A 24,924-nucleotide genomic window follows, 5' to 3' on the forward strand; every position below is an offset into this window, starting at 1 on the left:
TCCGAGGGCCGGCCCGGCTCCACCGGGAGGCGGAGGACCGCGTCACCCGAGGGCGGAGGCCCGCCCTCACAGCGGTAGGCTTTCGCCTTCGGGGACTGCCATCTGCATGGAGGGGCTGACAGAAGTGAACCTGCGCGACCTGGTGTACGGACTTTACGCACGCCGGGTGGAAGGCCGCCTCGACCACGATCAGGTGCCCAAGCACATCGGGGTCATCCTCGACGGCAACAGGCGCTGGGCGAAGGCATCCGGCGGGACCACCGAACAGGGCCACCAGGCGGGCGCGTACAAGATCGAGGAGTTCCTCGGCTGGTGCGCCGAGACGGACGTCGAGGTCGTCACCCTGTGGATGCTGTCGACGGACAACTTCGACCGCCCCGAGCAGGAGCTCATCCCGCTCCTCGGCATCATCGAGGACACGGTCCGCAGCCTCGCCACCGACGGCCGCTGGCGCGTGCACCACGTGGGCACGATGGACCTGCTGCCCGCCCGCACCCAGGCCGTCCTCAAGGAGGCCGAGCAGGCCACCCACGGCAACAAGGGAATACTGGTCAACGTGGCCGTCGGGTACGGCGGCCGGCAGGAGATCGCCGACGCGGTCCGCTCGCTGATCCTGGACCACGCCGATAAGGGCACGAGCCTGGAGGACGTCGCCGAGACCGTCGACGTCGACCTGATCTCCAAGCACCTCTACACCCGCGGCCAGCCGGACCCCGACCTGGTGATCCGAACGAGTGGTGAGCAGCGCCTGTCCGGCTTCATGCTCTGGCAGTCGGCCCACTCCGAGTACTACTTCTGTGAAGTTTTCTGGCCGGCCTTCCGCAAGGTCGACTTCCTGCGCGCGCTGCGTGACTACGCGGCCAGGCACCGGCGCTACGGCGGCTGACGGCCCACGGGGCACGCGAGGTGCTCGTGTCGGTGGGGCGCGAGTAACCCAGAGTTCACGGACGCGCCGTCATATGCCCTGGCATGGCTGCGCACGTTCGAGGGAATAAGCCTTCCAGGTCGACATCCGATTCACGGATGTCGTATCTCAGCGGACGGCATGGGGCCGTCCGCCCGGGAGGCCCTTTGCACCAGGACGACCGTGCGGTGAGTACGGGCGAAGTGGAGGGCCGGAGCTCGGCCCGCGCATGCGGCACGAGACCGGTCCGGACTTCTCCCGGCATCCTTCCCGTCGCTCCCCGACCTCATCCGAGGGGGTACGTCCTTCCGTGGTGACCAGCACAAAGCGCCGCATGCCCGACAGGCGCACCTATGTTCTCGACACCAGCGTTCTGCTCGCTGACCCGAACTCCATGTACCGCTTCGACGAGCACGAAGTCGTGCTGCCCGTCGTCGTGGTCACGGAACTCGAGGCGAAGCGGCACCATCCCGAGCTCGGTTACTTCGCCCGGCAGGCCCTGCGCCTCCTGGACGACTGCCGGGTAAGGCACGGTCGCCTGGACGCGCCGATCCCGATCGGCGACCTGGGCGGCACGCTGCGCGTCGAGCTCAACCACTCCGATCCCGGCGTGCTTCCGGCCGGCTACCGGTTGGGGGACAACGACTCACGGATTCTCGCCGTAGCGCGCAACCTCCAGGCAGAGGGATACGACGTCACCGTCGTGTCGAAGGATCTGCCCCTGAGGATCAAGGCGTCCTCGGTCGGCCTCCTCGCGGAGGAGTACCGCGCCGAGCTCGCCATCACGGACTCCGGCTGGACCGGAATGTCCGAACTGACCCTCTCCGGCGAACAGGTGGACCTCCTTTTCGAGGAGGACACCCTGTATGTGCCCGAGGCGGCCGACCTGCCCGTCCACACGGGCCTCACCATCCAGTCGGAGAGGGGCAAGGCGCTGGGCCGTGTCACGGCCGAGGGCAATGTCCGTCTCGTACGCGGCGATCGGGAGGCCTTCGGCCTCAAGGGGAGGAGTGCGGAGCAGCGCATCGCGCTGGATCTGCTGCTCGATCCGGACATCGGCATCATGTCGATGGGCGGCCGGGCGGGCACCGGCAAGTCGGCCCTGGCGCTCTGCGCGGGACTCGAGGCGGTCCTGGAGCGCCGCCAGCACCAGAAGGTGATGGTCTTCAGGCCGCTGTACGCGGTGGGCGGGCAGGAGCTGGGCTATCTGCCGGGCACCGAGGCCGAGAAGATGGGCCCCTGGGCCCAGGCGGTCTTCGACACGCTGGGCTCGGTCGCGGGCAAGGCGGTCATCGAGGAGGTGACGGCGCGCGGGATGCTCGAAGTGCTCCCTCTCACCCATATCCGCGGGCGCTCGTTGCATGACGCGTTCGTGATCGTCGACGAGGCCCAATCCCTGGAGCGGAACGTCCTTTTGACCGTTCTGTCCAGGATCGGAGCGAACTCCCGGGTCGTCCTGACCCATGACGTCGCCCAGCGCGACAACCTCCGAGTGGGGCGCTACGACGGGGTAGTTGCCGTCGTCGAGAAGCTGAAGGGCCATCCGCTCTTCGCCCACGTCACGCTCACCCGATCGGAGCGTTCGCAGATCGCGGCGCTGGTGACCGAAATGCTGGAGGACGGCCAGATCTGACCAGTTCACCCTGGTTACGCGGTAGTTGGCGCCGCCCGGCGAAGCGAAGGAGCTTAGCCGGGCGGCGTCATGGCGTCCGCCCTTTTCCGAAAAACTCCTGGGGCAAACGAGGTGTGAGCTTTCACACGGCACGGAGAATTGCCTTGCGGCATCCGGCTGGGGCAGAGTCTGGGTCCTGTCAGGCCCCGCATGCGACACACGTGTACCCCCAGGGGTACGGCAACACAGGAAACCCAGAACTTCATAGTGGCCGTCGCATGCCGCCCGAGCACCACGCGGCGCTCCCGTCACGGGAGTTGCCCACCGGGCCCGTGCCTCCCGTGACCGATACCAAGCGGAGGCCAGCGTCAGGGGCAAGATTGCGTCCGCGAGGTCACCTAGCGGGCGATGCTGGAAGGAAACCGTGTGAGCCGGATTTCGGTCCGGGGATTCGCCGTGGCATCCGCCACCGCGGTCACCACCGTCGGCGCTGTTGTCGGTGTCGCCTCGGGCAGCACCCCGGGCGCCTCGAATGACAACGACTTCGAGGCGACAGCAAGCGACGCGACACTCCTCGCAGACATCCCCGCGGGTCAGCAGGCCCAGGTGCAGACCGCGTCCCTGACGCAGCAGGCCGACGCACAGGCCATGGCTGCGGACACGGCCGCGAAGAAGTCCGCGGCAGAAGCGGCCCGCAAGAAGGCCGCCGAGTCGGCGATCGCGAAGCAGAAGGCCGCGGAGAAGGCCGAGGCCGCCGAGAAGGCGGAGAAGGCCGCGGCCAAGAAGGAGCGCGACCAGGCCGAGACCAAGGCCAGCCGTTCTTCCGCGCGCGACGCCTCGGACTTCGCCCCGCAGTCCTCGTACTCCGTCTCGCAGGTCCAGGCGATGGCACGGCAGATGGTCCCCGGTGACCAGTTCCAGTGCTTCAGCAACATCGTCAACCACGAGTCCACCTGGAACTACAAGGCCAGCAACCCCTCCTCGGGTGCCTACGGCCTCGTCCAGGCGCTGCCCGGTTCCAAGATGTCCTCGGCCGGTGCCGACTGGCAGACGAACCCCGCCACGCAGATCAAGTGGGGCCTCGGCTACATGAACGACCGCTACGGAAGCCCGTGCGGAGCCTGGGACTTCTGGCAGGCGAACAACTGGTACTGAGCCGCGTATCGCTCAACCTTTCTGAGGCCCCTCACCGTCCTTCGGTGGGGGGTCTCAGCCGTGTACGGTCATTCCGACAACTTCCAGGGGGGAGTGGTGGGGCAAGACGGGGGAAGAGGACGGATCATGTCGCGAGTGCCAGGGTGGATCGGCAGGCTCGGTGCCGGGCTGTCGCAGATGGGGGAGCGGATGGGGCGGGACGAGCCCGACTCCGGCCCTGAGGACGGCATCAGGACCTCGCGGCGGTCCTACGCCGACGAGGCCGCCGCCGCCGAGGGCGACGCGGCCGCGGAGGAGCAGGTCGTGCCCGCCCCGCCCTCGTACGCCCCGGACGTGGCGGCACGCCCCGACCCCGTCGCGGCGGTTCCGTGGGGGATGCGGGTCGCGGCCGAGGCCGGCTGGCGCCTTCTCGTGCTCGCGGGCACGCTCTGGGTCCTTATGAAGGTCATCAGCGCCGTGCAGCTCGTCGTCTTCGCCTTCGTCGCGGCGCTGCTCATCACCGCGATGCTCCAGCCCACGGTGGCCCGGCTCAAGCGGCTCGGACTACCGAGAGGGCTCGCGACGGTCGTGACGGCCGTGCTCGGCTTCGTCATCATGGGCCTGGTCGGCTGGTTCGTTGTCTGGCAGGTCATGGACAACGCGGACACGCTCTCCAGTCAGGTCCAGGACGGCATCGACGATCTGCGCAACTGGCTGCTCACCAGCCCGTTCCACGTCACCGAGGACCAGATCAACGACATCGCCAAGAGCCTGCGCGAGGCGGTCGGGGCGAACACCGAGGAACTGACGTCGGCGGGCCTCGAAGGCGTCACCGTCATCGTGGAGGCCATGACGGGCATCCTGCTCGCGATGTTCTCCACGCTCTTCCTGCTGTACGACGGCAAGCGCATCTGGCAGTGGGTCCTGAAGCTGGTCCCGGCGCCCGCGCGGCCCGGCATCGCGGGCGCGGGGCCGCGTGCCTGGCGCACGCTGACGGCCTATGTGCGCGGCACGGTGATAGTGGCTCTGATCGACGCGATCTTCATCGGGCTCGGGATCTACTTCCTCGGGGTGCCGATGGCGGTGCCGCTGGCCGTCTTCATCTTCCTGTTCGCGTTCATCCCGCTGGTGGGCGCGGTCATCTCGGGCGCGCTCGCCGTGGTGGTGGGCCTGGTGACGCAGGGCGTCTTCACCGGTGTGATGACCCTGGTCGTGGTCCTTGCCGTGCAGCAGATCGAGGGTCACATCCTGCAGCCGTTCATCCTCGGCCGTGCCGTACGGGTGCATCCGCTGGCGGTGGTGCTCTCGGTGGCCGCGGGCGGTCTTGTCGCCGGGATCGGCGGGGCGGTGGTGGCCGTGCCGCTCGTCGCCGTGACGAACACGGTGGTGGGCTACCTGCGGGCGTACTCCCGCGAGGCCGCGCTGAAGCAGGCGCCGCAGCCGCGGGGGGCGACGGCGGTGGACGTCGCCCCGGTGGAGCCTCCGGCTTCCCCGTCGCCGGGTGCGGGCGGGTAGGCAGAGTTCAGCCCGTCCGGCGTTTGAGGACGAACTCGGCGAAGCCGGTGATTCCGGTACGCGCACCACGGTGTAACCGAAAAGCGGCCCCGCCCAGCAGAAGCTGGGCGGGGCCGCTCAGTTGGGCTCGAGGCGACTACGCCAGGAATCCCTCAGAGTCCAGCGTGACGCCGACCGCCTGGATCACGGCGGCGATCTTGAAGGCTTCCTGGATCGTCTCGCGGTCCACGCCGGCCTTGCGCAGCACCTGCTCGTGCGAGTCCAGGCACTGGCCGCAGCCGTTGATCGCGGAGACCGCGAGCGACCACAGCTCGAAGTCGACCTTCTCCACGCCCGGGTTGCCGATGACGTTCATCCGCAGGCCGGCCCGCATCGTCCCGTACTCCGGGTCGGAGAGCAGGTGGCGCGTGCGGTAGAAGACGTTGTTCATCGCCATGACGGCCGCGGCCGACTTGGCGGCGGTGTACGCCTCGGGGGAGAGGTTCGCCTTCGCCTCGGGCTCCAGCTCGCGCAGCACCTTCGGGGAGCGGGAGGCGATCGCGCAGGCGAGCACCGTGCCCCACAGCTGCTGCTGCGGCAGGTCCGAGTTGCCGATGACCGAGCCGAGGTTCAGCTTCAGGTCCTTGGCGTAGTCCGGTACGGCGGACTTCAGTTCGTCGAGTGCCATGTCAGTACCTTCCGTTCACTCGCCCGAGAGCAGCGCGACCGGGTCGAGGGTCTCGTCGCCCTGGGTCCAGTTGCAGGGGCAGAGCTCGTCGGTCTGGAGGGCGTCGAGGACCCGGAGGACCTCCTTGGGGTTACGGCCCACGGAACCGGCGGTCACCATCGTGAACTGGATCTCGTTGTTCTGGTCGACGATGAAGACGGCGCGCTGCGCGAAGCCGTCCTCGCCCTCGATGCCGAGGTCACGCATGAGCTCGTGCTTCGAGTCGGCCAGCATCGGGAAGGGCAGGTCCGTCAGGTCCGGGTGGTCCTTGCGCCAGGCGTGGTGCACGAACTCGGAGTCACCGGAGAAGCCGAGGATCTGGGCGTCACGGTCAGCGAACTCGTCGTTCAGCTTGCCGAAGGCGGCGATCTCGGTCGGGCACACGAAGGTGAAGTCCTTGGGCCACGCGAAGACGATCTTCCACTTGCCCTCGTAGGTCTTGTGGTCGATCTGCTTGAACTCAGCGCCCTTCTCCAGGGAGACGCAGGCGGTCAGATCGAACTGGGGGAACTTGTCACCGACAGTGAGCACGGACTCTCCTTGCAGCATAGGAACCCGGGTAAGGGGCTCCAGGGGGTTGGACTGCTGTCGATCGTGGCACAGAGTGCATTGATTAGGGAAATAGCTACACTCTGTTCTGTTGATCGGAGGTGGCTATCAGTGAGAGCCATAAATAGGGGCAAGCAGCCCAGCCTGGCGCAGCTGCGCGCCTTCGCGGCCGTGGCCGAACATCTGCACTTCAGGGACGCGGCGGTAGCAATAGGGATGAGCCAGCCGGCGCTCTCCGGCGCCGTGTCCGCCCTGGAGGAGACACTCGGTGTCACCCTGGTCGAGCGTACGACCCGCAAGGTCCTTCTCTCGTCGGCCGGTGAGCGCCTCGCGGTGCGGGCCAGGGCCGTGCTCGAAGAGGTCGGGGCGCTGATGGAGGAGGCGGACGCGGTACGCGCGCCCTTCACCGGGGCGCTGCGGCTCGGCGTGATCCCGACCGTGGCGCCCTACCTGCTGCCCACGCTCATCGGGCTCGTCCACGAGAAGTACCCGGACCTGGACCTCCAAGTGCATGAGGAGCAGACCTCGTCGCTGATTGAGGGGCTCGGGGCGGGGCGTCTCGACCTGCTCCTTCTCGCCGTGCCGCTCGGCGTGCCCGGCGTCACCGAACTCCCGCTGTTCGACGAGGACTTCGTGCTCGTCACGCCGCTCGACCACTGGCTCGGCGGACGCGAGGGAATCCCGCGCGAAGCCCTGCGCGAGCTGAACCTGCTGCTGCTCGACGAGGGGCACTGCCTGCGCGACCAGGCCCTGGACATCTGCCGGGAGGCCGGGCGCGCGGACGCCCCGGTGACCACGACGGCCGCCGGGCTCTCCACCCTCGTACAGCTGGTGGCCGGCGGGCTCGGTGTGACGCTGCTCCCGCGCACCGCGGTCCGCGTCGAGACCAGCCGCAGCAATCAGCTGCTCACCGGGTACTTCGCGGACCCGGCGCCGACCCGGCGGATCGCCCTGGCGATGCGTACGGGCGCCGCGCGCGCGGCGGAGTACGAGGCGCTCGCCGCGGCGATGCGGGGGGCCGTGAAGCCGTTGCCGGTGCGGGTGGTGTGACCCCGCACCGGCAACGTACCGCCGTACCTGCCGCCCCTGGAGCGGGAGTTACTCCGTGCGCAGGCCGTCCGGGCGCATCATGCGCCACAGCGGCGGCAGGCTGAGCACCGTCACCACGGCGACGAGCGCGGCCCCCGCGACCGTCAGGGGAGCGAAGAGCCACCAGTCGGTGACCGACTTCTCGATCATGCGGACCATGACCCAGCCGAGGCCGAGCCCGCCCGCCACGGCCAGCGCGAGGCCGATCGCCACCGGGATCGCGGTCTGCCACAGGATCGACCACGCCATCGACGCGCGGCGGGTGCCGAACGCGGTGAGGGCGGCGAGGAGGCGCTTGCGCTCCCGCAGTTGCTCGATCATCGAGACCAGCATGGACGCCGCGATCAGCGCCATCGTGGCCATCGCGCCGATCTGCAGGCCCTTCTGGATGGTGGCGTACTGCTTGTCGCGCTCGACCGACCGCAGCGTCATCACCTGAAGGAACGGGTCGACGTGGGCCGCGGTGTTGCGGATGTACTCCTCGGCGTCCGGGGACTTGGGGTCCACCTGGATCATCGCCGTCGTCGACGCGTCCTTCATCTTGGACATGTCGATCGCGCCGGGCGTCGCGTAGATGCCGTCGTGCAGGTCGCCGCCCGGGTCGGGGCGGGCCGTGACCGTGCGGGCGTCGGCGGGCAGTGTCCAGGGGACGTGCCGCTTGCCGGGGTCGTCCCAGCTGTCGACGCTCAGGTCGATCGGCTTGCCGGGGCGGGCCGACTTGTCGACCCACGCGTTCAGCCTCTTGTTGCCGGTGTGCACGACGAAGGTGTCGCCGTCCCGGCACGAGCCGATGCGGGCCAGCTCGCGCAGGTTCGCGCAGGTGCCGACCGTCAGCTCCGTCAGGGGCCGGAAGTCCTCGCCGCTCTCCAGCTTGCCCGGCCGCACGACGTACGAGGAGGTCGTGGCGATGACGTTCTTGACGCCCTTGGTGGCGCGGAACTTCTCGATCATCCGCCCTGCGAGCGCGCCGTCGCCGACGTCCGCGCGGACCGAGATCTTGGCCCGGCCGGGGTCGTTGTCCGTCGTCGTGTTGAAGTCGTCGTGCATCGCGACGAACAGCATCTGCAGGGCGATGGCACCCGCCACCGCGACCGTGATGCCGCTGACCGCACGTGCCGCCGTACCGCTGCTCAACTGAAGCCTGCGGGTGGCCAGTTGCCAGGGCACGGGCCCGCCGCCGCGCAACCGCGCCACGCTGGTCTCCACGAGCCAGGGCAGCAGCACCGCAAGGCCCACCAGGGTGAGCGTCGCGCCGGCGCCGATGGCGAAGACCGGCGGGGCGTAGTCGCCGCTGACCCGGCCCGACACGAGCAGGATGCCGAGACCGACGAGCGGCATCACGACGCGCCACCACACGCGGCGCTTGCGGGGCTTGGTGCTGCGCACGACGCCCAGCGGCTCGATGGAGACGGCCCGCAGCGAGATCAGCGTGACCAGGACGGAGGTGACCGGCACGGCGAGCAGGATGAGGACGGCGAGGGCGGGCACCGGCACCACGTCGGAGGGGAAGGCGCTGATCTTCCACCCTTCGAGGGTGCCGATCACCTCGCGCACGCCCAGGAAGAACAGACCGCCGAGCGCAAGGCCGAGCAGCGCGCCGCACAGGGCCTCGCCCGCCGCGATCCGCCGCACGCTGTGGGCGTCGGCGCCGACCAGACGCAGCGCGGCAAGACGCCGGTCGCGCCGGTCGCCGCCGAAGCGGACGGCCGTGCCGATGAAGATGACCACCGGGGTCAGCAGGACCACGCAGATCAGGACGACCAGGACGATCAGCAGCGGGTCCAGGGGTTCCGCGGGCTCCTTGTAGCCGAAGTCCGCCACGCGGTGGCCGCCCTTGGCCGGGGTGAGGGCGTCGGAACCGGCGTAGTAGTAGAGCTCCCTGGGGTTGGTCAGGCCCGCGTCGCCGATGGTGCCCGTGATCCGGTAGTCGCCGAACCGTTCCTTCAGGAGGGCGCCCTCGGAGCTGTCCAGGAGCTCGCGCAGGGCGGGCGAGGCGACCATCTCGCCGTCCGCCGGCATCTTCTCCAGGCCGGGCGGCAGGGCGGGGTGCGCGCCGTCGGCACGCAGCACGCGGCCGCTCACCGTCGCGTCGCGGAAGTCGGTGGGAACGTCCCGCTGCAGGACCGTGGAGTCCGACCGCTCGACCTTCTTGCCGGAGAACTGGTCCTCGGCCGAGCGGGCCACCGAGCGGTCCTCGCGGTGCTGGAGCAGCGTGGGCACGGACGCGGCGCCGAGCAGCAGGGCCACGCCGAGGCCGACGCCGACGGCCGTCAGGAGGGTGCGCGTCCAGCCCTCACGGCCGCCGCCGACGGCGAAGCGGATGCCCATGGCGAGGTCGCGGACGAAGGCGCGGGGTCCCCCCTTGGACACCGTCGCGGTGGCGTCGGCGAGCGGCGGCCGGGGAGCCGTCTTGGCCCTGGTGCGCGAGTCGAGACTCATATCGCCCGCTCCATGTCCCGCGACCGGCCGTCGCGTACGACGATCTCGCGGTCGGAGTAGGCGGCGACCCGCGTCTCGTGCGTGACCAGGACCACGGCGGCGTTCGTCGAGCGCGCGGCGTCGGTGAGCAGCTCCATGACGCGCTCGCCGTTGAGGGAGTCGAGGGCGCCGGTGGGTTCGTCGGCGAAGAGCACGCGCGGGCTCGTGGCGAGCGCGCGGGCCACGGCGACGCGCTGGCCCTGCCCGCCGGAGACCTCGCCGGGCCGCTTGCCGGTGACGTCGTCGACCTCCAGGCGCTCCATCCAGGTACGGGCGGTCGCCTCGGCGTCCTTGCGCCTGGCGCCGTTGAGCCGCAGCGGCAGCGCGACGTTCTCCACGCACGTCAGCTCGGGGACCAACTGCCCGAACTGGAAGACGAAGCCGAACTCGCTGCGGCGCAGGGCGCTCAGCGTGGCGTCCGGCAGGCCCGTGAGCTCGCGGCCGTTGTACGTGATGGAGCCGGAGTCGGGCTTGACGATCCCCGCGAGGCAGTGCAGGAGCGTGGACTTGCCGGAGCCGGAGGGGCCCATGACGGCGACGACCTCGCCGGGGTGGATGGAGAACTCGGCGTCGTCGAGCGCGGTGGTCGGACCGTACGCCTTGCGGAGCCCGGAGGCGGTGAGAAGGGAACCGGCGGGGGTCATGCGGAGCGGACCTCCTGGGCGAGCTTGCCGAGGCGTGCGGCGGCGAGTTCCAGCCAGCGCAGATCGGCTTCGAGATGGAAGAGGGCGTGGTCGCAGATCAGCTGGTCGGCGAGGTCGCCCTTGCGCTTGCGGTCGGTGAGTATGCGCATCAGGCGCAGGTGTTCGGCGCGCTGGGCGTCAAGCATCTCCGAGGCGTCGCGGTCGGTGAGGAGTGCGAGGACGACCTTCGTGTAGAGGGTCGACTGGAGGTAGGGCTCGGGCTTCTCGGGGGTGGCGAGCCAGCGCTCGACATCGGTGATGCCGGCGTCCGTGATCGCGTACCGCTTGCGCTCGGGGCCGCCGCCCGCCTCTATCCCGTCGACCTCGACGAGGCCGTTCTTCAGGAGGCGGGACATGGTCGAGTAGACCTGCCCGTAGTGCAGTGGCTTGTCGTGCCCGAACTTCTCGTCGAAGGTGCGCTTGAGGTCGTAGCCGTGGCGCGGGCCCGACTCAAGAAGGCCGAGGAGGGTGTGACCGATGGACATGCGGAGCACTCTACACCGTGTGTATACGTGCCATGTATACCTGTCACGAGGAGCTCACAGGTTCGAAAGCCGGGCAACCTTTGCGGTCCTGCGTTCGTCGGTAATCAGGGACAGGTGCTCATTGTCACGTCCGGAAAAGACCGGATCGGCAGGAGTTTGTCCCAGGGTGCGGTGTTAGCTTCATGAGCTGACTCGACGTACGCATGTGGACTAGACGGAAGCGGAGCACTCAGAGCCATGGGCCGAGCGGAAGAGCGACAGGCGCGGCAGCGCGGCGCGCGCCGGGCAGCGCGCGTACGCCCAGCCGGTGGCGGCAAGCCCAAGCGCACGGGCATACGCCGCTTCTTCACGCTGAAGAAGATACTCGGGACGTTCTTCGGGCTCTGCCTGCTCGGCATGCTCGGCTTCGTCGTCCTCTACATGATGGTCGACGTGCCCGAGGGCAACGCCGCGGCCAAGCTCCAGAGCAACGTCTACAAGTACAAGAACGGCGATGTCATCGCCAGGACGGGCGAGCTGAACCGCGAGGTCGTCGACCTGGCCAAGGTGCCCAAGAAGGTGCAGCGCACGTTCGTGGCCGCCGAGAACAAGTCCTTCTACAAGGACAAGGGCGTCGACTTCAAGGGCACGGCCCGCGGCCTGATCAACACCGTCACCGGCAAGGGCAAGCAGGGCGGCTCGACGATCACCCAGCAGTACGTCAAGAACTACTACCTGACGCAGGACCAGACGGTGACCCGTAAGTTCCGGGAACTGGTCATCTCGCTGAAGGTGGACCAGAACAGCAGCAAGGACAAGATCCTCGCCGGGTACATCAACACCAGCTACTACGGCCGCGGCGCCTACGGCATCCAGGCCGCCGCCCAGGCGTACTACGGCATCGACGCCGAGAAGCTGAACGTCACGCAGGGCGCCTACCTCGCCGCACTCCTCCAGGCCCCGAGCCAGTACGACTACAGCTCCGCCACGCCCGCCAGCAAGAAGCTGGTCAAGGCCCGCTGGAACTACGTGCTCGACAACATGGTCGAGGAGAACTGGCTGTCGGCGAGCGAACGCGAGGGCCTGACCTTCGACAAGCCGGACGAGCCCAAGGCCGCGCCCGGCCTTGAGGGCCAGGCCGGCTATCTCGTGAAGGAGGCCAAGGCCGAGGTCATGAAGGCCGGGCACCTCAGCGAGGAGCAGTTCGACGCGGGCGGCTACACGATCACGCTCAACATCGACAAGAAGAAGCAGCAGCTTCTGGAGAAGGCCGTCGACAAGAAGCTGAACAAGCAGCTCGACCCCGACAAGCGCAAGGCCGACGCCCGGGTGCAGGCGGGCGCCGCGTCCGTCGACCCCAAGACCGGCAAGGTCCTTGCCATGTACGGCGGCGAGGACTACGTCAAGCACTACACGAACAACGCCACCCGGCGTGACTACCAGCCCGCCTCCACCTTCAAGCCGCTGATCCTCGCCGCGGCCCTGGAGAAGGGCGCCACGACGCAGTCCGGCCGGCCGATCACGGCGAGCACGGTCTACGACGGCACCAGCGAGCGCCCGGTCAAGGGCAGCGACGTCGCCTTCGCGCCGCCGAACGAGGACGACAAGAGCTACGGCCCTGTCACCGTCCAGAAGGCGATGAACAAGTCCATCAACTCCGTCTTCGCGCAGATGGGCGTGGACGTCGGCATGGACGACGTCCTGGAGACCGCGGGCAAGCTCGGCATGGACGTCGAGGATCTGCCCGCCGTGCCCGCCCAGACCCTGGGCACCATGGGCGCGAGCCCGCTGGAGATGGCGGGCGTCTACGCGACGCTCGACAACCACGGCAAGAAGGTCACCCCGCAGATCGTGGCGTCCGTCGAGCACAAGGACCGCTCGATCGAACTGCCGGACGCGATCGGCGAGCAGGTCGTCAAGCGCGGCACCGCCGACTCGCTCACCTCGGTCCTGACCGGCGTGGTCGACGACGGAACGGGCCGCGCGGTGCGCAGCCCCGTGCAGGACGTGGCGGGCAAGACCGGTACGTCCGACGACAACAAGTCGGCCTGGTTCACCGGCTACACGCCGAAGCTGGTCACCTCCGTCGGCCTGTTCGGCGAGGGCGCGGCGGGCACCGCCGAGCAGTCCAAGCAGGTCTCCATGAAGGGCGCGGGCGGTCTGCCGCGCGTCGACGGCGGCAGCTTCCCGGCGCAGATCTGGGCGGCGTACACCTTCGACGCGATGGGCTCGCCCAGCGAGTTCGACCTGGACACCTCGATGGGCGCGGCCATCGCACCGCCCCCGGAGCCGACCACGCAGGCCCCCGAGGAGCCGACGGAGGAGCCCTCGGAGACCGAGGACCCGACGACGAAGCCGCCGACGGACGACCCGACGACGGACAAGCCGACCGAGACCCCGACGACCGAGCCGCCGACGGACGACCCGACCACGCAGGACCCGACGGACGATCCGGAGGAGCCGGACCCGTCGGACTCCATCGAGATCCCGGAGAACCCGAACGGGCGGCCCGGCAGGGACTGACGGCCACACGGCACGGCGAAGGCGCCGGAAGCGGATGCTTCCGGCGCCTTCGCCGTGCACTGCCGCGCGCTCAGCCGTGGTTCAGCTCGAACCAGACCACCTTTCCGGTGCTGAGCCGGGTCGCACCCCACCGCCGGGCCAGGCGGTTGACCAGGTAAAGCCCCCGGCCGCCCTCGTCCGTGGCCCGCGCCTGCCGCAACCTCGGCAGCTGCGGCACGTCGTCGCCGACCTCGCAGCGCAGCACGTCCGTACGCAGCAGGCGCAGGGTCACGGGGCGTGACGCGTACCGCACGGCGTTCGTCACGACCTCGCTGACCAGGAGCTCCAGGGAGTCGGTCAGCTCCTCGAGGCCCCAGCGCTCCAGGGCGCTGCGGGCCAGGCGGCGGGCGCGGGCGGGCGTGGCGTCCTCCGGCTCCAGGAACCAGTACGCGACGTCACTCGGCGCGATGCCGTCGAAGCGGGCGGCGAGCAGCGCGATGTCGTCGTCCCGGTCGCCGGGGCCGAGCATGTCGAGCACGTCGTCGCAGAGGGCTTCCAGGGGCGGCGGATGGTCCGGTCCCGTCAACTGGGCGGTGGCGGCGAGGCGTTCGCGCAGCTGCTCTATGCCGGTCCACACGTCACGCAGGCGGGACTCGACGAGGCCGTCCGTGTAGAGCAGCAGCGTGGCGCCCGCGGGCGCGTCAAGCTCCACGGCCTCGAAGTCGACGCCGCCCACGCCGATGGGGGCGCCGGGCGGGACCCGCAGGACCTCCGCGCGGCCGCCCAGGTGCAGCAGGACGGGCGGCGGATGACCGGCGTTGGCGATGGTGATGCGGTGCGCGACCGGGTCGTAGACCGCGTAGAGGCAGGTCGCCATGCGGTCCGAGCCGAGCCGCTGGGCCTGCTCGTCCAGGTGGTGCAGGACCTCCTGGGGCGGCAGGTCGAGCCCGGCCAGGGTCTGCGCGGTCGTCCGCAGCTGGCCCATGATCGCCGCCGATGTCATGGAGTGCCCCATGACGTCGCCCACGACGAGCGCGACCCGGCTGCCGGGCAGCGGGATCGCGTCGTACCAGTCGCCGCCGACCCGGGCCGTCTCGGCGGCCGGGAGATAGCGGGACGCGAGGCGCACGCCGGTCGGGCGCGGCAGGGTCTCGGGCAGCATCGTGCGCTGCAGCTCGTCGGCGATGTACGCCTCGCGGCCGTAGAGCACGGCCTTGTCGATGCCGAGCGCGCTGTGCGTGGCCAGTTGGGCGGCGACGAGGAGGTCGTCGTTCTCGAACGCGGGCCGGTCGGGGCGGCGCAGGAACACCGCCGCGCCGATCACCCGGCGCCGGCCCCGCAGCGGGGCGAGGATCGTGCGCTGCCCGGACGGCACGGTCCGTCCCTCGCCGAGCAGTTCGGGCAGCGCGGCGCGGGCCGCGGGGGCGTCGGCGAAGACCGGGCGCACGCCGCGCAGGACCTCGGCGAGGGCGCCGCCGGGGCGCACCTCGCACAGCTCGGCGGTCGTCACCAGGTCGCTCTGCACCTGCAGGGCGGGCAGGGCGGCGCCGTCGGTGTCGGGCTCCTCCGCGCCTTCCTCGATCGAACGCAGCCGGTCGGTGCGGCGCAGCCGCAGGATGAGCGCACCGCTGGGCCGCTCCTCGCCGACCGGCAGCGGGTCGCGCAGATAGACCAGTATCGCGTCGGAGAACGTCGGCACCGTGGCCCGGCACAGGCCCATGACGATCTCGTCCAGGTCGATGCCGCGGGCGATGCGCCGGGTCGCGGCGCCCACGAAGCGCAGCCGGTCGCCGTCGCGCCGCATCGCCGCGGGACCGGAGCCCGCAGGTCGTGGCTGTCCCGTACGCCGCTCCTCACCGCCGGGGGCGCCCGGGGGGACGCCGTCGGGCTCGTCGTGTCCGCCGCCCTGCCCGGACCCCTGGTCGGGGCGCGGCCGGTGCGGGTCGGGCTGCTGTCCGGGGAGCCCGGACGGCTGGGAGTGCTCGTCGCTCGGGCTCGCGGTGCAGTCGCCCGTACGGGCCTGGGCCTGTGCGGGGAAAGCGGCGGCGCCGGGGGTGTCCCGCGCCTTCCGGGCACGCGCCTGCGCCCCGCGGGGTTCCGCGGGGGCGGCGGGCCGGGCAGCTCGGGGCTGTCGGCCCTCGTCGGGGATGGAGTGCTCCGTCACGCGTTTCGAATCCGTCCGTCCGGGGCTGCGCCTTGGTGTCCGGTGGCTACGTGGGTCAGCCGCGTCGGCAGTGCATAAAGAGCTGGTGTTCTGGTGGTACGTCGGTGCTCGCCGGGGCGTAGGAGTACGTGTCCTCGTCGACGATGTCGAAGCCCGCGTCACGCACGACCTGCCGCAGTTCCTCCCGCAGGTAACCGGATACCCGGATTGTGTGCCCCAGGAACGGAATTCCCGCGTCGTCCAGGTCGGCCTCGACCATGGACAGCGCGAGCAGGCCGCCGGGGCGCAGCAGTCCGTGCAGCAGCCGCAGAGCGTACGGGATTTCGGCGCGCGGCAGCATCAGGAGCGCGAAGAATGCCGCGATCCCGTCGAACGTTCCGACGCCGTCCGGGCCTTCGGCGCGCAGCGCCGCCACGTCGAGCTGCCGGAACTCGGCGTGGTGCGCGGGCACGTTCTTCCTGGCGAGGTCGAGCATGCCCGAGGAGAGGTCGATGCCGAGGACGTGATGCCCGGCCTCGGCGAGTTGACGGGAGGTCGGGACGCCGGTGCCGCAGCCCACGTCGAGCACCCGGGACCCGGGCGGCAGCGCCTCGGCGAGCCGGCGGCCCGCGGCCACTTGCCCGTCCTTGTGGGGAAAGGCCTCGTCGTAGTGCCTGCCGATGGCGTCGAAGGCCTCGGCCTGGCCCGTCCGGTCGGGCAGCGGGCCGGATGGCCCGCCGTACCCTTCGAACTCGCTCGCCTCGCTCACGTTCTGCCGCCCTTCGATGACATCCTGTCAGGCAACGCGCAAGCTCAGGGAGTTGCTGCTGAGTTGCTGCTGTGCGCCCTTGCGGAGGACGATCCTACGTTTGAACCATGGGGGCGCATCAAGGGTCTCATGACGTCACATGCGCGGGCGTGCGGTCCCAGTCATCCGGAAGGGGGGGAATCGCCCAGTCCGGATCGGGCCGCCAGTGCTGCCAGTTGTCCGAAAAGGGCCGTCCCCACGAGCGGATCACGTCGAGGGCGGCATGCCCGGCGGCCCATACGTCCCGTGCCTTTTCCGCGCCCATCAGACCGGCGCGCTGGGCCTGGGCGAACTCGTCCTCGTCGTGCCACTGCCATGTCCGGTCGGGCCGCACGGAGATGTCCAGAAAATGATCCTCGGAATCGATGCCTCCGGCCCAACGGGTGCGTGGCTCCTCGAGGTTCACGTACCAGCTCTTGAACCGCCATCCCGGGTCCCAGAACAGCCACACCGACCACGGCTCCGCGGGGCGGGCCAGCTTCAGCACGCCGGTGCCGGACCAGTGGCCCCTGCGCAGGGCGCGCGGCTTCGTGTAGCGGGTGGCGAGCGGCTCCTGGTGCACGGAAGTCCCGTCGGCCATCACGGGTTTCACGCATTCCGTGCCGGGGGCCATCCAGACGGCGAGCAGCTCTTCGGTGTCCCGCACGACCGTGACGGGCCGGCAGATGTGAATGCCGTTCCCGGCGTTTTCCTTGTACCGCCACAGGACGTGGGAGCCGGGGGCCCAGCGTGCTGCTTCGCTGCTCGTCGTTGGCGGCGTGGTGAGGTCTGTCATGCAGAGATATTAGTCGGCGCCCGGACAAGGTGGTCAGAACTTGTCCGGGCGTAAAGGAAAACAGTCTGGGAGAACAGCCTATGGATGCGTCATCCGCAGCACGTCCAGCGCCTCGTCCAGCTGCTTCAGGGTGAGGTCGCCCCGCTCGACGTACCCGCTCTCCAGGACGACCTCCCGGATGGTCTTCCGCTCGGCGAGGGACTTCTTGGCGACCTTCGCCGCCTCCTCGTATCCGATGTACTTGTTCAGCGGGGTGACCACGGAGGGCGAGGACTCGGCGTACTCCCGGGCCCGCTCGGCGTTCGCGGTGATGCCGTCGACCGTCCTGTCGGCGAGGAGCCGCGAGACATTGGCGAGGAGCCGCACGGACTCCAGTACGTTCTTGGCGATGACCGGCAGCATCACGTTCAGCTCGAAGTTGCCGGCGGCGCCCGCCGCGGCGACCGTCGCGTCATTGCCGGTGACCTGCGCGGCGACCATGAGCACCGCTTCCGGGATGACCGGGTTCACCTTTCCCGGCATGATCGAGGAACCGGGCTGCAGATCGGGCAGGTTGATCTCGGCGAGGCCGGTCCGCGGGCCTGAGGCCATCCAGCGCAGGTCATTGGCGATCTTCGTGAGGCCGACGCCGATGGTCCGCAGCTGCCCGCTGGTCTCGACGATGCCGTCCCGCGCGCCCTGCGCCTCGAAGTGGTCCCTGGCCTCGGTGAGCGGAAGCCCCGTGACCCGCGCCACCTCCTCGATCACGGCCGCGGAGAAGCCGGGCGGGGTGTTGATCCCGGTGCCCACCGCCGTGCCGCCGAGCGGCAGTTCGGCCAGGCGCGGCAGGGAGGCCTTGAGGCGCTCCACGCCGTAGCGCACCTGGGCGGCGTACCCGCCGAACTCCTGGCCCAGGGTCACGGGCGTGGCGTCCATCAGGTGCGTGCGCCCCGACTTCACCACGTCGGCGAACTCCGCCGACTTCCGCTCCAGGGCGGCCGCCAGATGGTCGAGCGCGGGGATCAGGTCCTGTGTCACGGCGCCGGTGGCCGCGATGTGGATCGAGGAGGGGAAGACGTCGTTCGAGGACTGGGAGGCGTTCACGTGGTCGTTCGGGTGGACGCTGCGGCCGAGCCGCTCGGAGGCCAGCGTCGCGAGGACCTCGTTCGTGTTCATGTTGGACGACGTGCCGGAGCCGGTCTGGAAGACGTCCACGGGGAAGTGCTCGTCCCAGCGTCCTTCGGCCACCTCGCCCGCCGCGTCCGCGATCGCCTCGGCGACGTCCTTGTCGAGCACCCCGAGGTCCGCGTTGACCTTCGCGGCCGCCGCCTTGACCTGGGCGAGCGCGGCGATGTGCGCGCGCTCCAGGCGCTGTCCGGAGACGGGGAAGTTCTCCACCGCCCGCTGCGTCTGCGCCCGCCATTTGGCGTGTGCGGGGACCCGCACCTCGCCCATGGAGTCGTGTTCGATCCGGTACTCACCGCTTGCGCTTGCGCTGGCGTCGCTGGTCATGCCTCGAACCTACCTCTCCGTCACACCCCGCTGAAAAGTTGAGCACTTGTCTTGTTCTAGGTATTCCCCCGGCTCCTACTCACCAGTAAAACCGTGGGTAACACCAACCGGGGAGGCGCAATGAAGCGCACCAGACAGGGCCGCCGGGGCAGGCCGCGATGTACGTTCGCGGCGGCCGTGGCGATGGCGGCGGTGCTCGGCACCGTGGCGGGCACACCCGCCCAGGCGGCGGACGGCGCGCCGGACGGCACGGACCGCGGGAGCGTCGCACCCGCTTCCACGCCCCTGCCGCCCGAACTGGAGAAGATCAGGGCGGCCGAGGCCACCAAGCTGTACGGCGACCCGGCCGAGCGCCCGCTCGCCGACCGCAGGACCGGCCTCATCTCCCTCGGCGACAGCGAGATCTCGGGGGAGGGCGTCGGGACGTACGAACCCGGCACCGACGGCCCCGACAACTGGTGCCACCGCTCCCCGGACGCCGCGATCCACCACACCGGCATCCCCGCGGACGAGACGTACAACGTCGCCTGCTCGGGAGCGCAGACCGCCAACATCAGGATCGGTGGTCAGAAGCAGTACGCCGACGAGCTGGTGCAGAGCGACAACCTCGCCATCAAGGCCCGGAACACCAAGATCAAGACGATCCTGCTGGTCATCGGGGCCAATGACGACCTCGACTTCTCCGGCGTGATGACGGACTGCGTGACCCGCTTCCTGCTCAGCCAGGGCGCCTGCGCGGGCAAGTACAACGACGGCTGGCAGGCCCGGGTCGACGGCCTCGTGCCCAAGGTCGAGCAGTCCATCCGTGACCTGAAGACCGTCATGAAGGACGCGGGCTACCAGGAGGGCGACTACAAGCTCGTCGCCATGGGCTACCCGAGCCCGATCGGCCCCGACTTCCGGGACAACCCCACGTTCCCGGGCAAGCTGGCCTGCGGCGGTCTCGGCTACGACTCCGACACCGAATGGGGCCGCAACTACGCGGTGCCGACCTTCGCGACCGGCATGCGCAAGGCCGCCAAGAACGCGGGCGCCACCTACCTCGACAACTCCCGCCTCTTCCACGGCCACGAGGTCTGCATGGAGGACACCTGGGCGCGCGGCCTCTACGTGGACCTCTCCAACCCCTTCCCGCCGGACTCCAATTCCGTACGCCAGTCCTTCCACCCCAACGCCCGGGGCCACGCGGCCTTCGCGTCCTGCCTGACGCAGATCTACAACTCGGGCCGGAGCGAGGCCAGTTGCGCCGACCCGGCGAGCACGGGCAGCCCGAAGCTGTATCCGGGTGCCTGGGACGACGCGTACAAGCCGCTGAAGAACGCGGGCACGGGGACGTGCGTGGACGCCGACGCGTCCAAGAGCCGCAACGGCACCAAGGTCCAGGGCTGGGACTGCACCGGCAACCGCAACCAGACGTGGTGGTACGACGGCGGGCCAGGCGGGCAGCGGTCGCTGCACACGGGCCTGACCCAGGACCGATGCCTCGACGTGCCCGACAGCGCGTACAAGGAAGGCACCGCCGTCACCCTCTGGAACTGCCACGGCGGCGGCAACCAGAAGTTCGTGCGTGAGGCGGGCACGGTGCGTCCCGCCGCCGCCACCGGGCTCTGCCTGACCCTGGCGGGGGCCAAGGAGCCGGTGCGGCTGCAGAAGTGCACGGGGGCGGCGAACCAGCGGTTCGCCTGACGGATGCGGTCGGGCCCCTCCACGCGCGTGTGAAGGGGCCCGACCGCAGTACTTACTGCTTACGCCAGACCGGGACCCCGCACCGGAATCGACGTGAACGTCGGCTCCGGGGCCGGGTTCTGGAAGAAGTCGTTGCCCTTGTCGTCGACCACGATGAAGGCCGGGAAGTCCTCCACCTCGATCTTCCACACCGCCTCCATGCCGAGCTCCTCGTACTCGACGACCTCGACCTTCTTGATGCAGTCCTGGGCGAGACGCGCGGCGGGTCCGCCGATCGAGCCCAGGTAGAAGCCGCCGTGCGCGTCACAGGCGTCGGTGACCTGCTTCGAGCGGTTGCCCTTGGCGAGCATCACCTTGGAGCCGCCCGCCGCCTGGAACTGCTCCACGTAGGAGTCCATCCGGCCGGCCGTCGTCGGCCCGAAGGAGCCGGAGGCGTAGCCCTCGGGGGTCTTGGCGGGGCCCGCGTAGTACACGGGGTGGTCCTTCAGGTACTGCGGCATCTCCTCGCCCGCGTCGAGCCGCTCCTTGATCTTGGCGTGCGCGATGTCGCGGGCCACGACGAGGGGGCCGGTGAGGGAGAGGCGGGTCTTCACCGGGTGCTTGGTGAGCTCGGCGAGGATCGCGTCCATGGGCTGGTTGAGGTCGATCTTCACGACGTCAGCGGACTCGTCCAGGTGGGAGTCCTCGGTGTCCGGCAGGAAGCGCGCCGGGTCCGTCTCCAGCTGCTCCAGGAAGACGCCCTCGGCGGTGATCTTCGCGGTCGCCTGGCGGTCGGCCGAGCAGGAGACGGCGATGGCGACGGGCAGCGAGGCGCCGTGCCGGGGCAGGCGCACCACACGGACGTCGTGGCAGAAGTACTTGCCGCCGAACTGCGCGCCGATGCCGATCTTCTGCGTCAGCTCGAAGACCTTCTCCTCAAGTTCCTTGTCACGGAAGCCGTGGCCGGTCGGCGAGCCCTCGGCGGGCAGCTCGTCCAGGTAGTGCGCGGAGGCGTACTTCGCGGTCTTCAGGGCGAACTCGGCGCTGGTGCCGCCGACGACGATCGCCAGGTGGTACGGCGGGCAGGCGGCCGTGCCGAGGGAGCGGATCTTCTCCTCCAGGAACTTCATCATGGAGGTCTCGTTCAGTACGGCCTTCGTCTCCTGGTAGAGGAACGACTTGTTCGCCGAGCCGCCGCCCTTGGCCATGAAGAGGAACTTGTAGGCGCCGCCGTCGGTCGCGTACAGCTCGATCTGGGCCGGGAGGTTGGAGCCGGTGTTCTTCTCCTCCCACATGTTCAGGGGAGCCATCTGCGAGTAGCGCAGGTTCAGCTTCGTGTACGCGTCGTAGATGCCGTGCGAGAGCGCCTTCTCGTCCTCACCTTCGGTCAGGACGTTCTGCCCGCGCTTGCCCATGACGATGGCCGTGCCGGTGTCCTGGCACATGGGGAGCACGCCCGCGGCCGCGATGTTCGCGTTCTTCAGCAGGTCGAGGGCCACGAACTTGTCGTTGCCCGACGCCTCCGGGTCGTCGACGATGCGCCGCAGCTGGGCCAGGTGCGCGGGCCGCAGGTAGTGCTGGATGTCGTGGATCGCCTCGGCGGCGAGCGTGCGCAGCGCCTCGGGGTCGACCTTGAGGAACGTCCGCCCGTCGGCCTCGAACGTGGAGACACCCTCGGAGGTCACCAGCCGGTACGGGGTGGTGTCCTCTCCCAGGGGGAGCAGATCGGAGTACTCGAACTCTGGCATTACGGCCATTCCTCACTCGGCAGACAGCGGCGCGGCCTCCATTGGCGACGCGCCATCCAGCGTAGAACGCGACGGGACGGCCGGGCTTGTGAGGTAAGGCTCAGTAGAGCTCGCCGCCGTACACCGGGTCGGTCACCGGGTTGTCCACAGGGGTAGTCGCGATCTATCGCGTTTGGGTACGCTGACTGGTGTGGACCTAGAAAAGCGCCCTCAGCAGACCCACCCGGAACCGCGGCCCGCAGGCCTGCGTGCGTCGGACGCCGACCGGGATCGCACGGCGGACATCCTGCGCGAGGCGCTCGCCGAGGGCCGGCTGACCGCCGAGGAGCACGGCGAGCGGATCGACGGGGTCTACCGCGCCAAGACCATGGGTGAACTGGAGCCGCTGGTCAGCGACTTGCCCGCGGCGAGCGGCGCGGCCCACCCGAGGGTGGCGCCCGAGCCCGTCCCCTCCCGGCCGTCGGACGGCGTGGTGCCCCCGGTCGCCGACGAGAACATGGTCGCGGTCTTCAGCAGCTCCGTCCGCAAGGGCCGCTGGCGCGTGAGCCGCCGCACGCACGCGTACGCGATCTTCGGCAACGTGGAGATCGACCTCAGCGAGGCGATCTTCGAGCAGCGTCAGGTCGTGATCAGGGCCATCTCCGTCTTCGGGAACGTCGAGATCCGCGTCCCGGAGAACGTCTCGCTGCGGGGCAACGGCACCGGAGTGCTCGGCAACTTCGAGGTGGACACGCTCGATTCGGCCGAGCGGGACGCGCCGGTCGTCTTCGTCGACGGTTTCGCGGTCCTCGGCAACATCGAGGCGAAGGCAAAGCGGGGCAAAATCGTCCGGGACCTGCACAAGCACCTGCGTAGACATCTCGGCCACTGAGGGGCGTATCAGGGCCCCTGGCGGCGCGATATTCCGTTCATCGGAACTCAGTGCATAGGCGTGTGCACAGCGGGTAGAGCTTGCTGCATCGTCTCTCGCTCGCGAAGCCGTCGTCAGGAGTAGACCCGTGCTGCAGCCGTCGCATCAGTCCCTGCAGGTCGCCGTTCCGGCCCAGCGGGTGCCAGTGCGCAGTCATGACCAGGACGCCCCATGGCACACCGAGGCGGTGTGCCGACGAGACGAGGCCGGGCTGTTCTTCGCCCCGTCAAAGGAACCAACCGCCTCACGCCTGTCCCGGGAGGAAGCCGCGAAGCGCGTCTGCGGCGGCTGTCCGGTGATGGTCGAATGCCGGGAGCACGCCCTGCTCCAGCCCGAGCCGTACGGCGTCTGGGGCGGCCTCACGGCCGCGGAGCGCCGCGTGGTGCTCGCCCGGCGGCGCCGGCGCGAGGTGGAGCTCAAGAAGGCCGCGCACACGTCCGCGGGCCCGATCGCCGCCGCCGGCTAGTTCCTCCGGCTCCGGTTCGCCGGTCCGTTCCCTTGGTCCGTTCCGCGGTCGGGTTCCTGCGTACGCCGAAGGGGGCGTCCCCCGCACGGGGCGCCCCCTCCGGTGTGCGCAACTCGCGCGCTCCTGAGCCTACTTGGCGATGTTCCTGCTCGGCCCCGCGGCTACTTGGCGCGGTCGAAGTCGATGGCGCTGTAGGCGCGCAGCTTCGCCAGCCGGTGGTCGGAGTCGATCTTGCGGATCGTGCCCGACTTGGAGCGCATGACCAGGGACGAGGTCGAGGCCGTCTCCGCGGCGTAGCGCACGCCCTGGAGCAGCTCGCCGTCCGTGATGCCGGTCGCGACGAAGAAGACGTTGTCCCCGCGGACCAGGTCGGTCGTCGACAGCGTGCGGTCCAGGTCGTGGCCCGCGTCGAGCGCGCGCTGGCGCTCCGCGTCGTCCTTCGGCCACAGCTTGCCCTGGATCGTCCCGCCGAGGCACTTGATCGCGCAGGCCGAGATGATGCCCTCGGGGGTGCCGCCGATGCCCATGAGCATGTCGACGCCGGTGCCCTCGCGCACGGCCATGATCGAACCGGCGACGTCGCCGTCCGAGATGAACTTGATGCGCGCGCCGGTCTCGCGGATCTCCTTGACGATGCCCTCGTGGCGGGGGCGGTCCAGGATCATCACCGTGACGTCCTCGGGCGAGCGGCCCTTGGCCTTGGCGACGCGGCGGATGTTGACGGACGCCGGGGCGTTGATGTCGACGTAGTCGGCGGCCTCCGGGCCCGTGACCAGCTTGTCCATGTAGAAGACCGCGGACGGGTCGAACATGGCACCGCGGTCGGCGGCGGCGAGCACGGCGATGGCGTTCGGCATCCCCTTCGCGCACAGGGTCGTGCCGTCGATCGGGTCGACGGCGATGTCGACCTCGGCGCCGGTGGAGTCGCCGATGCGCTCCCCGTTGAAGAGCATCGGGGCCTCGTCCTTCTCGCCCTCACCGATGACGACGACGCCGTTCATCGAGACGGTGGAGACGAGGGTCCGCATGGCCCTGACGGCGGCGCCGTCGGCGCCGATCTTGTCGCCGCGGCCGACCCAGCGGCCCGCGGCCATGGCGGCGGCCTCGGTGACCCGGACGAGCTCCAGGGCGAGGTTGCGGTCGGGAGCCTCGGGAGAGACTTCGAGCTCGGAAGGGAGATGATGCTCGGTCATCGGAGCGCACCTTTCTGCTGATACGACGACGGCCGGATGAGGGTGTGGCACGACTCTATCCGTAGGCCGACAAAATGAGCAGAGGGCCC

20 protein-coding genes are annotated in these 24,924 nt (G+C 69.8%); 9 read left to right on the forward strand and 11 right to left on the reverse strand.

Translation table 11 applies throughout. The features are described from left to right. The first annotated feature begins 124 nt into the window (after positions 1–124). The 4 genes from AB0M70_RS14315 to AB0M70_RS14330 all read left to right on the forward strand — a co-directional run bounded on the left by AB0M70_RS14315 (position 125) and on the right by AB0M70_RS14330 (position 5,165). Positions 125–886 (forward strand): isoprenyl transferase, encoded by a 762-nt coding sequence (locus AB0M70_RS14315; protein WP_365820672.1) that lies wholly within the window; start codon positions 125–127, stop codon positions 884–886. Between the two features lie 328 nt (positions 887–1,214). Next, complete coding sequence (locus tag AB0M70_RS14320; RefSeq protein WP_365819975.1) at positions 1,215–2,537, forward strand: PhoH family protein; 1,323 nt, start codon at positions 1,215–1,217, stop codon at positions 2,535–2,537. Positions 2,538–2,924: 387 nt separating this feature from the next. Beyond that, entirely contained in the window at positions 2,925–3,671 is a 747-nt protein-coding gene (locus AB0M70_RS14325) for a lytic transglycosylase domain-containing protein (RefSeq protein WP_365819977.1), read from the forward strand. Positions 3,672–3,797: 126 nt separating this feature from the next. Next, positions 3,798–5,165, forward strand: a complete 1,368-nt coding sequence (locus AB0M70_RS14330; protein WP_365819979.1) for an AI-2E family transporter — start codon at positions 3,798–3,800, stop codon at positions 5,163–5,165. Positions 5,166–5,301: 136 nt separating this feature from the next. Here the strand turns inward: AB0M70_RS14330 and AB0M70_RS14335 are convergent, their stop codons facing one another. Both AB0M70_RS14335 and AB0M70_RS14340 read right to left on the reverse strand, forming a co-directional pair. After that, positions 5,302–5,832 (reverse strand): alkyl hydroperoxide reductase, encoded by a 531-nt coding sequence (locus tag AB0M70_RS14335; RefSeq protein WP_365819981.1) that lies wholly within the window; start codon positions 5,830–5,832, stop codon positions 5,302–5,304. A gap of 15 nt (positions 5,833–5,847) precedes the next feature. Further along, complete coding sequence (locus AB0M70_RS14340) at positions 5,848–6,402, reverse strand: peroxiredoxin (protein WP_361832984.1); 555 nt, start codon at positions 6,400–6,402, stop codon at positions 5,848–5,850. A 129-nt stretch (positions 6,403–6,531) separates the two neighbouring features. On the opposite strand from AB0M70_RS14340, the gene AB0M70_RS14345 reads away from it, so the two are divergent. After that, positions 6,532–7,470, forward strand: coding sequence for a LysR substrate-binding domain-containing protein (locus AB0M70_RS14345; protein ID WP_365819983.1), 939 nt, complete (start codon positions 6,532–6,534; stop codon positions 7,468–7,470). 48 nt (positions 7,471–7,518) lie between these two features. On the opposite strand, the gene AB0M70_RS14350 is transcribed toward AB0M70_RS14345, so the two are convergent. From AB0M70_RS14350 to AB0M70_RS14360, 3 genes are all read right to left on the reverse strand, one after another. Beyond that, positions 7,519–9,837, reverse strand: coding sequence for an FtsX-like permease family protein (locus tag AB0M70_RS14350; RefSeq protein WP_365820673.1), 2,319 nt, complete (start codon positions 9,835–9,837; stop codon positions 7,519–7,521). Positions 9,838–9,944: 107 nt separating this feature from the next. Beyond that, entirely contained in the window at positions 9,945–10,631 is a 687-nt protein-coding gene (locus AB0M70_RS14355) for an ABC transporter ATP-binding protein (protein ID WP_365819985.1), read from the reverse strand. Next, on the reverse strand, positions 10,628–11,155 hold the full coding sequence (locus AB0M70_RS14360) for a PadR family transcriptional regulator (protein WP_365819987.1): 528 nt from the start codon (positions 11,153–11,155) through the stop codon (positions 10,628–10,630). The genes AB0M70_RS14355 and AB0M70_RS14360 overlap by 4 nt, the downstream gene beginning before the upstream one ends. A 237-nt stretch (positions 11,156–11,392) precedes the next feature. On the opposite strand from AB0M70_RS14360, the gene AB0M70_RS14365 reads away from it, so the two are divergent. Beyond that, entirely contained in the window at positions 11,393–13,657 is a 2,265-nt protein-coding gene (locus AB0M70_RS14365) for a transglycosylase domain-containing protein (protein WP_365819989.1), read from the forward strand. Between the two features lie 70 nt (positions 13,658–13,727). Here AB0M70_RS14365 and AB0M70_RS14370 read toward each other — a convergent pair whose 3' ends face one another. The 4 genes from AB0M70_RS14370 to AB0M70_RS14385 form a co-directional block, all read right to left on the reverse strand. Beyond that, the gene (locus AB0M70_RS14370) at positions 13,728–15,800 is read right to left on the reverse strand and encodes an ATP-binding SpoIIE family protein phosphatase (protein ID WP_365819991.1); all 2,073 of its coding nucleotides are present in this window, start codon (positions 15,798–15,800) and stop codon (positions 13,728–13,730) included. Positions 15,801–15,855: 55 nt separating this feature from the next. Then, positions 15,856–16,548: a class I SAM-dependent methyltransferase gene (locus AB0M70_RS14375; protein ID WP_365819993.1), complete on the reverse strand. Its 693-nt coding sequence runs from the start codon at positions 16,546–16,548 to the stop codon at positions 15,856–15,858. A gap of 127 nt (positions 16,549–16,675) precedes the next feature. Further along, a complete protein-coding gene (locus tag AB0M70_RS14380) occupies positions 16,676–17,362 on the reverse strand; it encodes a DUF402 domain-containing protein (protein WP_365819995.1) in 687 nt (228 codons plus the stop codon). Positions 17,363–17,440: 78 nt separating this feature from the next. Next, on the reverse strand, positions 17,441–18,853 hold the full coding sequence (locus tag AB0M70_RS14385; RefSeq protein ID WP_365819997.1) for a class II fumarate hydratase: 1,413 nt from the start codon (positions 18,851–18,853) through the stop codon (positions 17,441–17,443). 120 nt (positions 18,854–18,973) lie between these two features. Here AB0M70_RS14385 and AB0M70_RS14390 point away from each other — a divergent pair, with 120 nt between their 5' ends. Beyond that, the gene (locus AB0M70_RS14390; RefSeq protein WP_365819999.1) at positions 18,974–20,539 is read left to right on the forward strand and encodes a ricin-type beta-trefoil lectin domain protein; all 1,566 of its coding nucleotides are present in this window, start codon (positions 18,974–18,976) and stop codon (positions 20,537–20,539) included. A 59-nt stretch (positions 20,540–20,598) separates the two neighbouring features. Here AB0M70_RS14390 and AB0M70_RS14395 read toward each other — a convergent pair whose 3' ends face one another. After that, the gene (locus tag AB0M70_RS14395; RefSeq protein WP_365820001.1) at positions 20,599–22,266 is read right to left on the reverse strand and encodes a fumarate hydratase; all 1,668 of its coding nucleotides are present in this window, start codon (positions 22,264–22,266) and stop codon (positions 20,599–20,601) included. 190 nt (positions 22,267–22,456) lie between these two features. Here AB0M70_RS14395 and AB0M70_RS14400 point away from each other — a divergent pair, with 190 nt between their 5' ends. After that, positions 22,457–23,137, forward strand: a complete 681-nt coding sequence (locus tag AB0M70_RS14400; RefSeq protein WP_365820003.1) for a DUF1707 domain-containing protein — start codon at positions 22,457–22,459, stop codon at positions 23,135–23,137. A 127-nt stretch (positions 23,138–23,264) separates the two neighbouring features. Next, the gene (locus AB0M70_RS14405; protein WP_363208982.1) at positions 23,265–23,642 is read left to right on the forward strand and encodes a WhiB family transcriptional regulator; all 378 of its coding nucleotides are present in this window, start codon (positions 23,265–23,267) and stop codon (positions 23,640–23,642) included. Positions 23,643–23,803: 161 nt separating this feature from the next. Here the strand turns inward: AB0M70_RS14405 and glpX are convergent, their stop codons facing one another. Beyond that, positions 23,804–24,835, reverse strand: coding sequence for a class II fructose-bisphosphatase (glpX, locus tag AB0M70_RS14410; protein ID WP_363208983.1), 1,032 nt, complete (start codon positions 24,833–24,835; stop codon positions 23,804–23,806). Positions 24,836–24,924: the final 89 nt, after the last annotated feature.

This window comes from Streptomyces sp. NPDC051214 (genome assembly GCF_040682375.1).
Classification (GTDB): Bacteria; Actinomycetota; Actinomycetes; order Streptomycetales; family Streptomycetaceae; genus Streptomyces.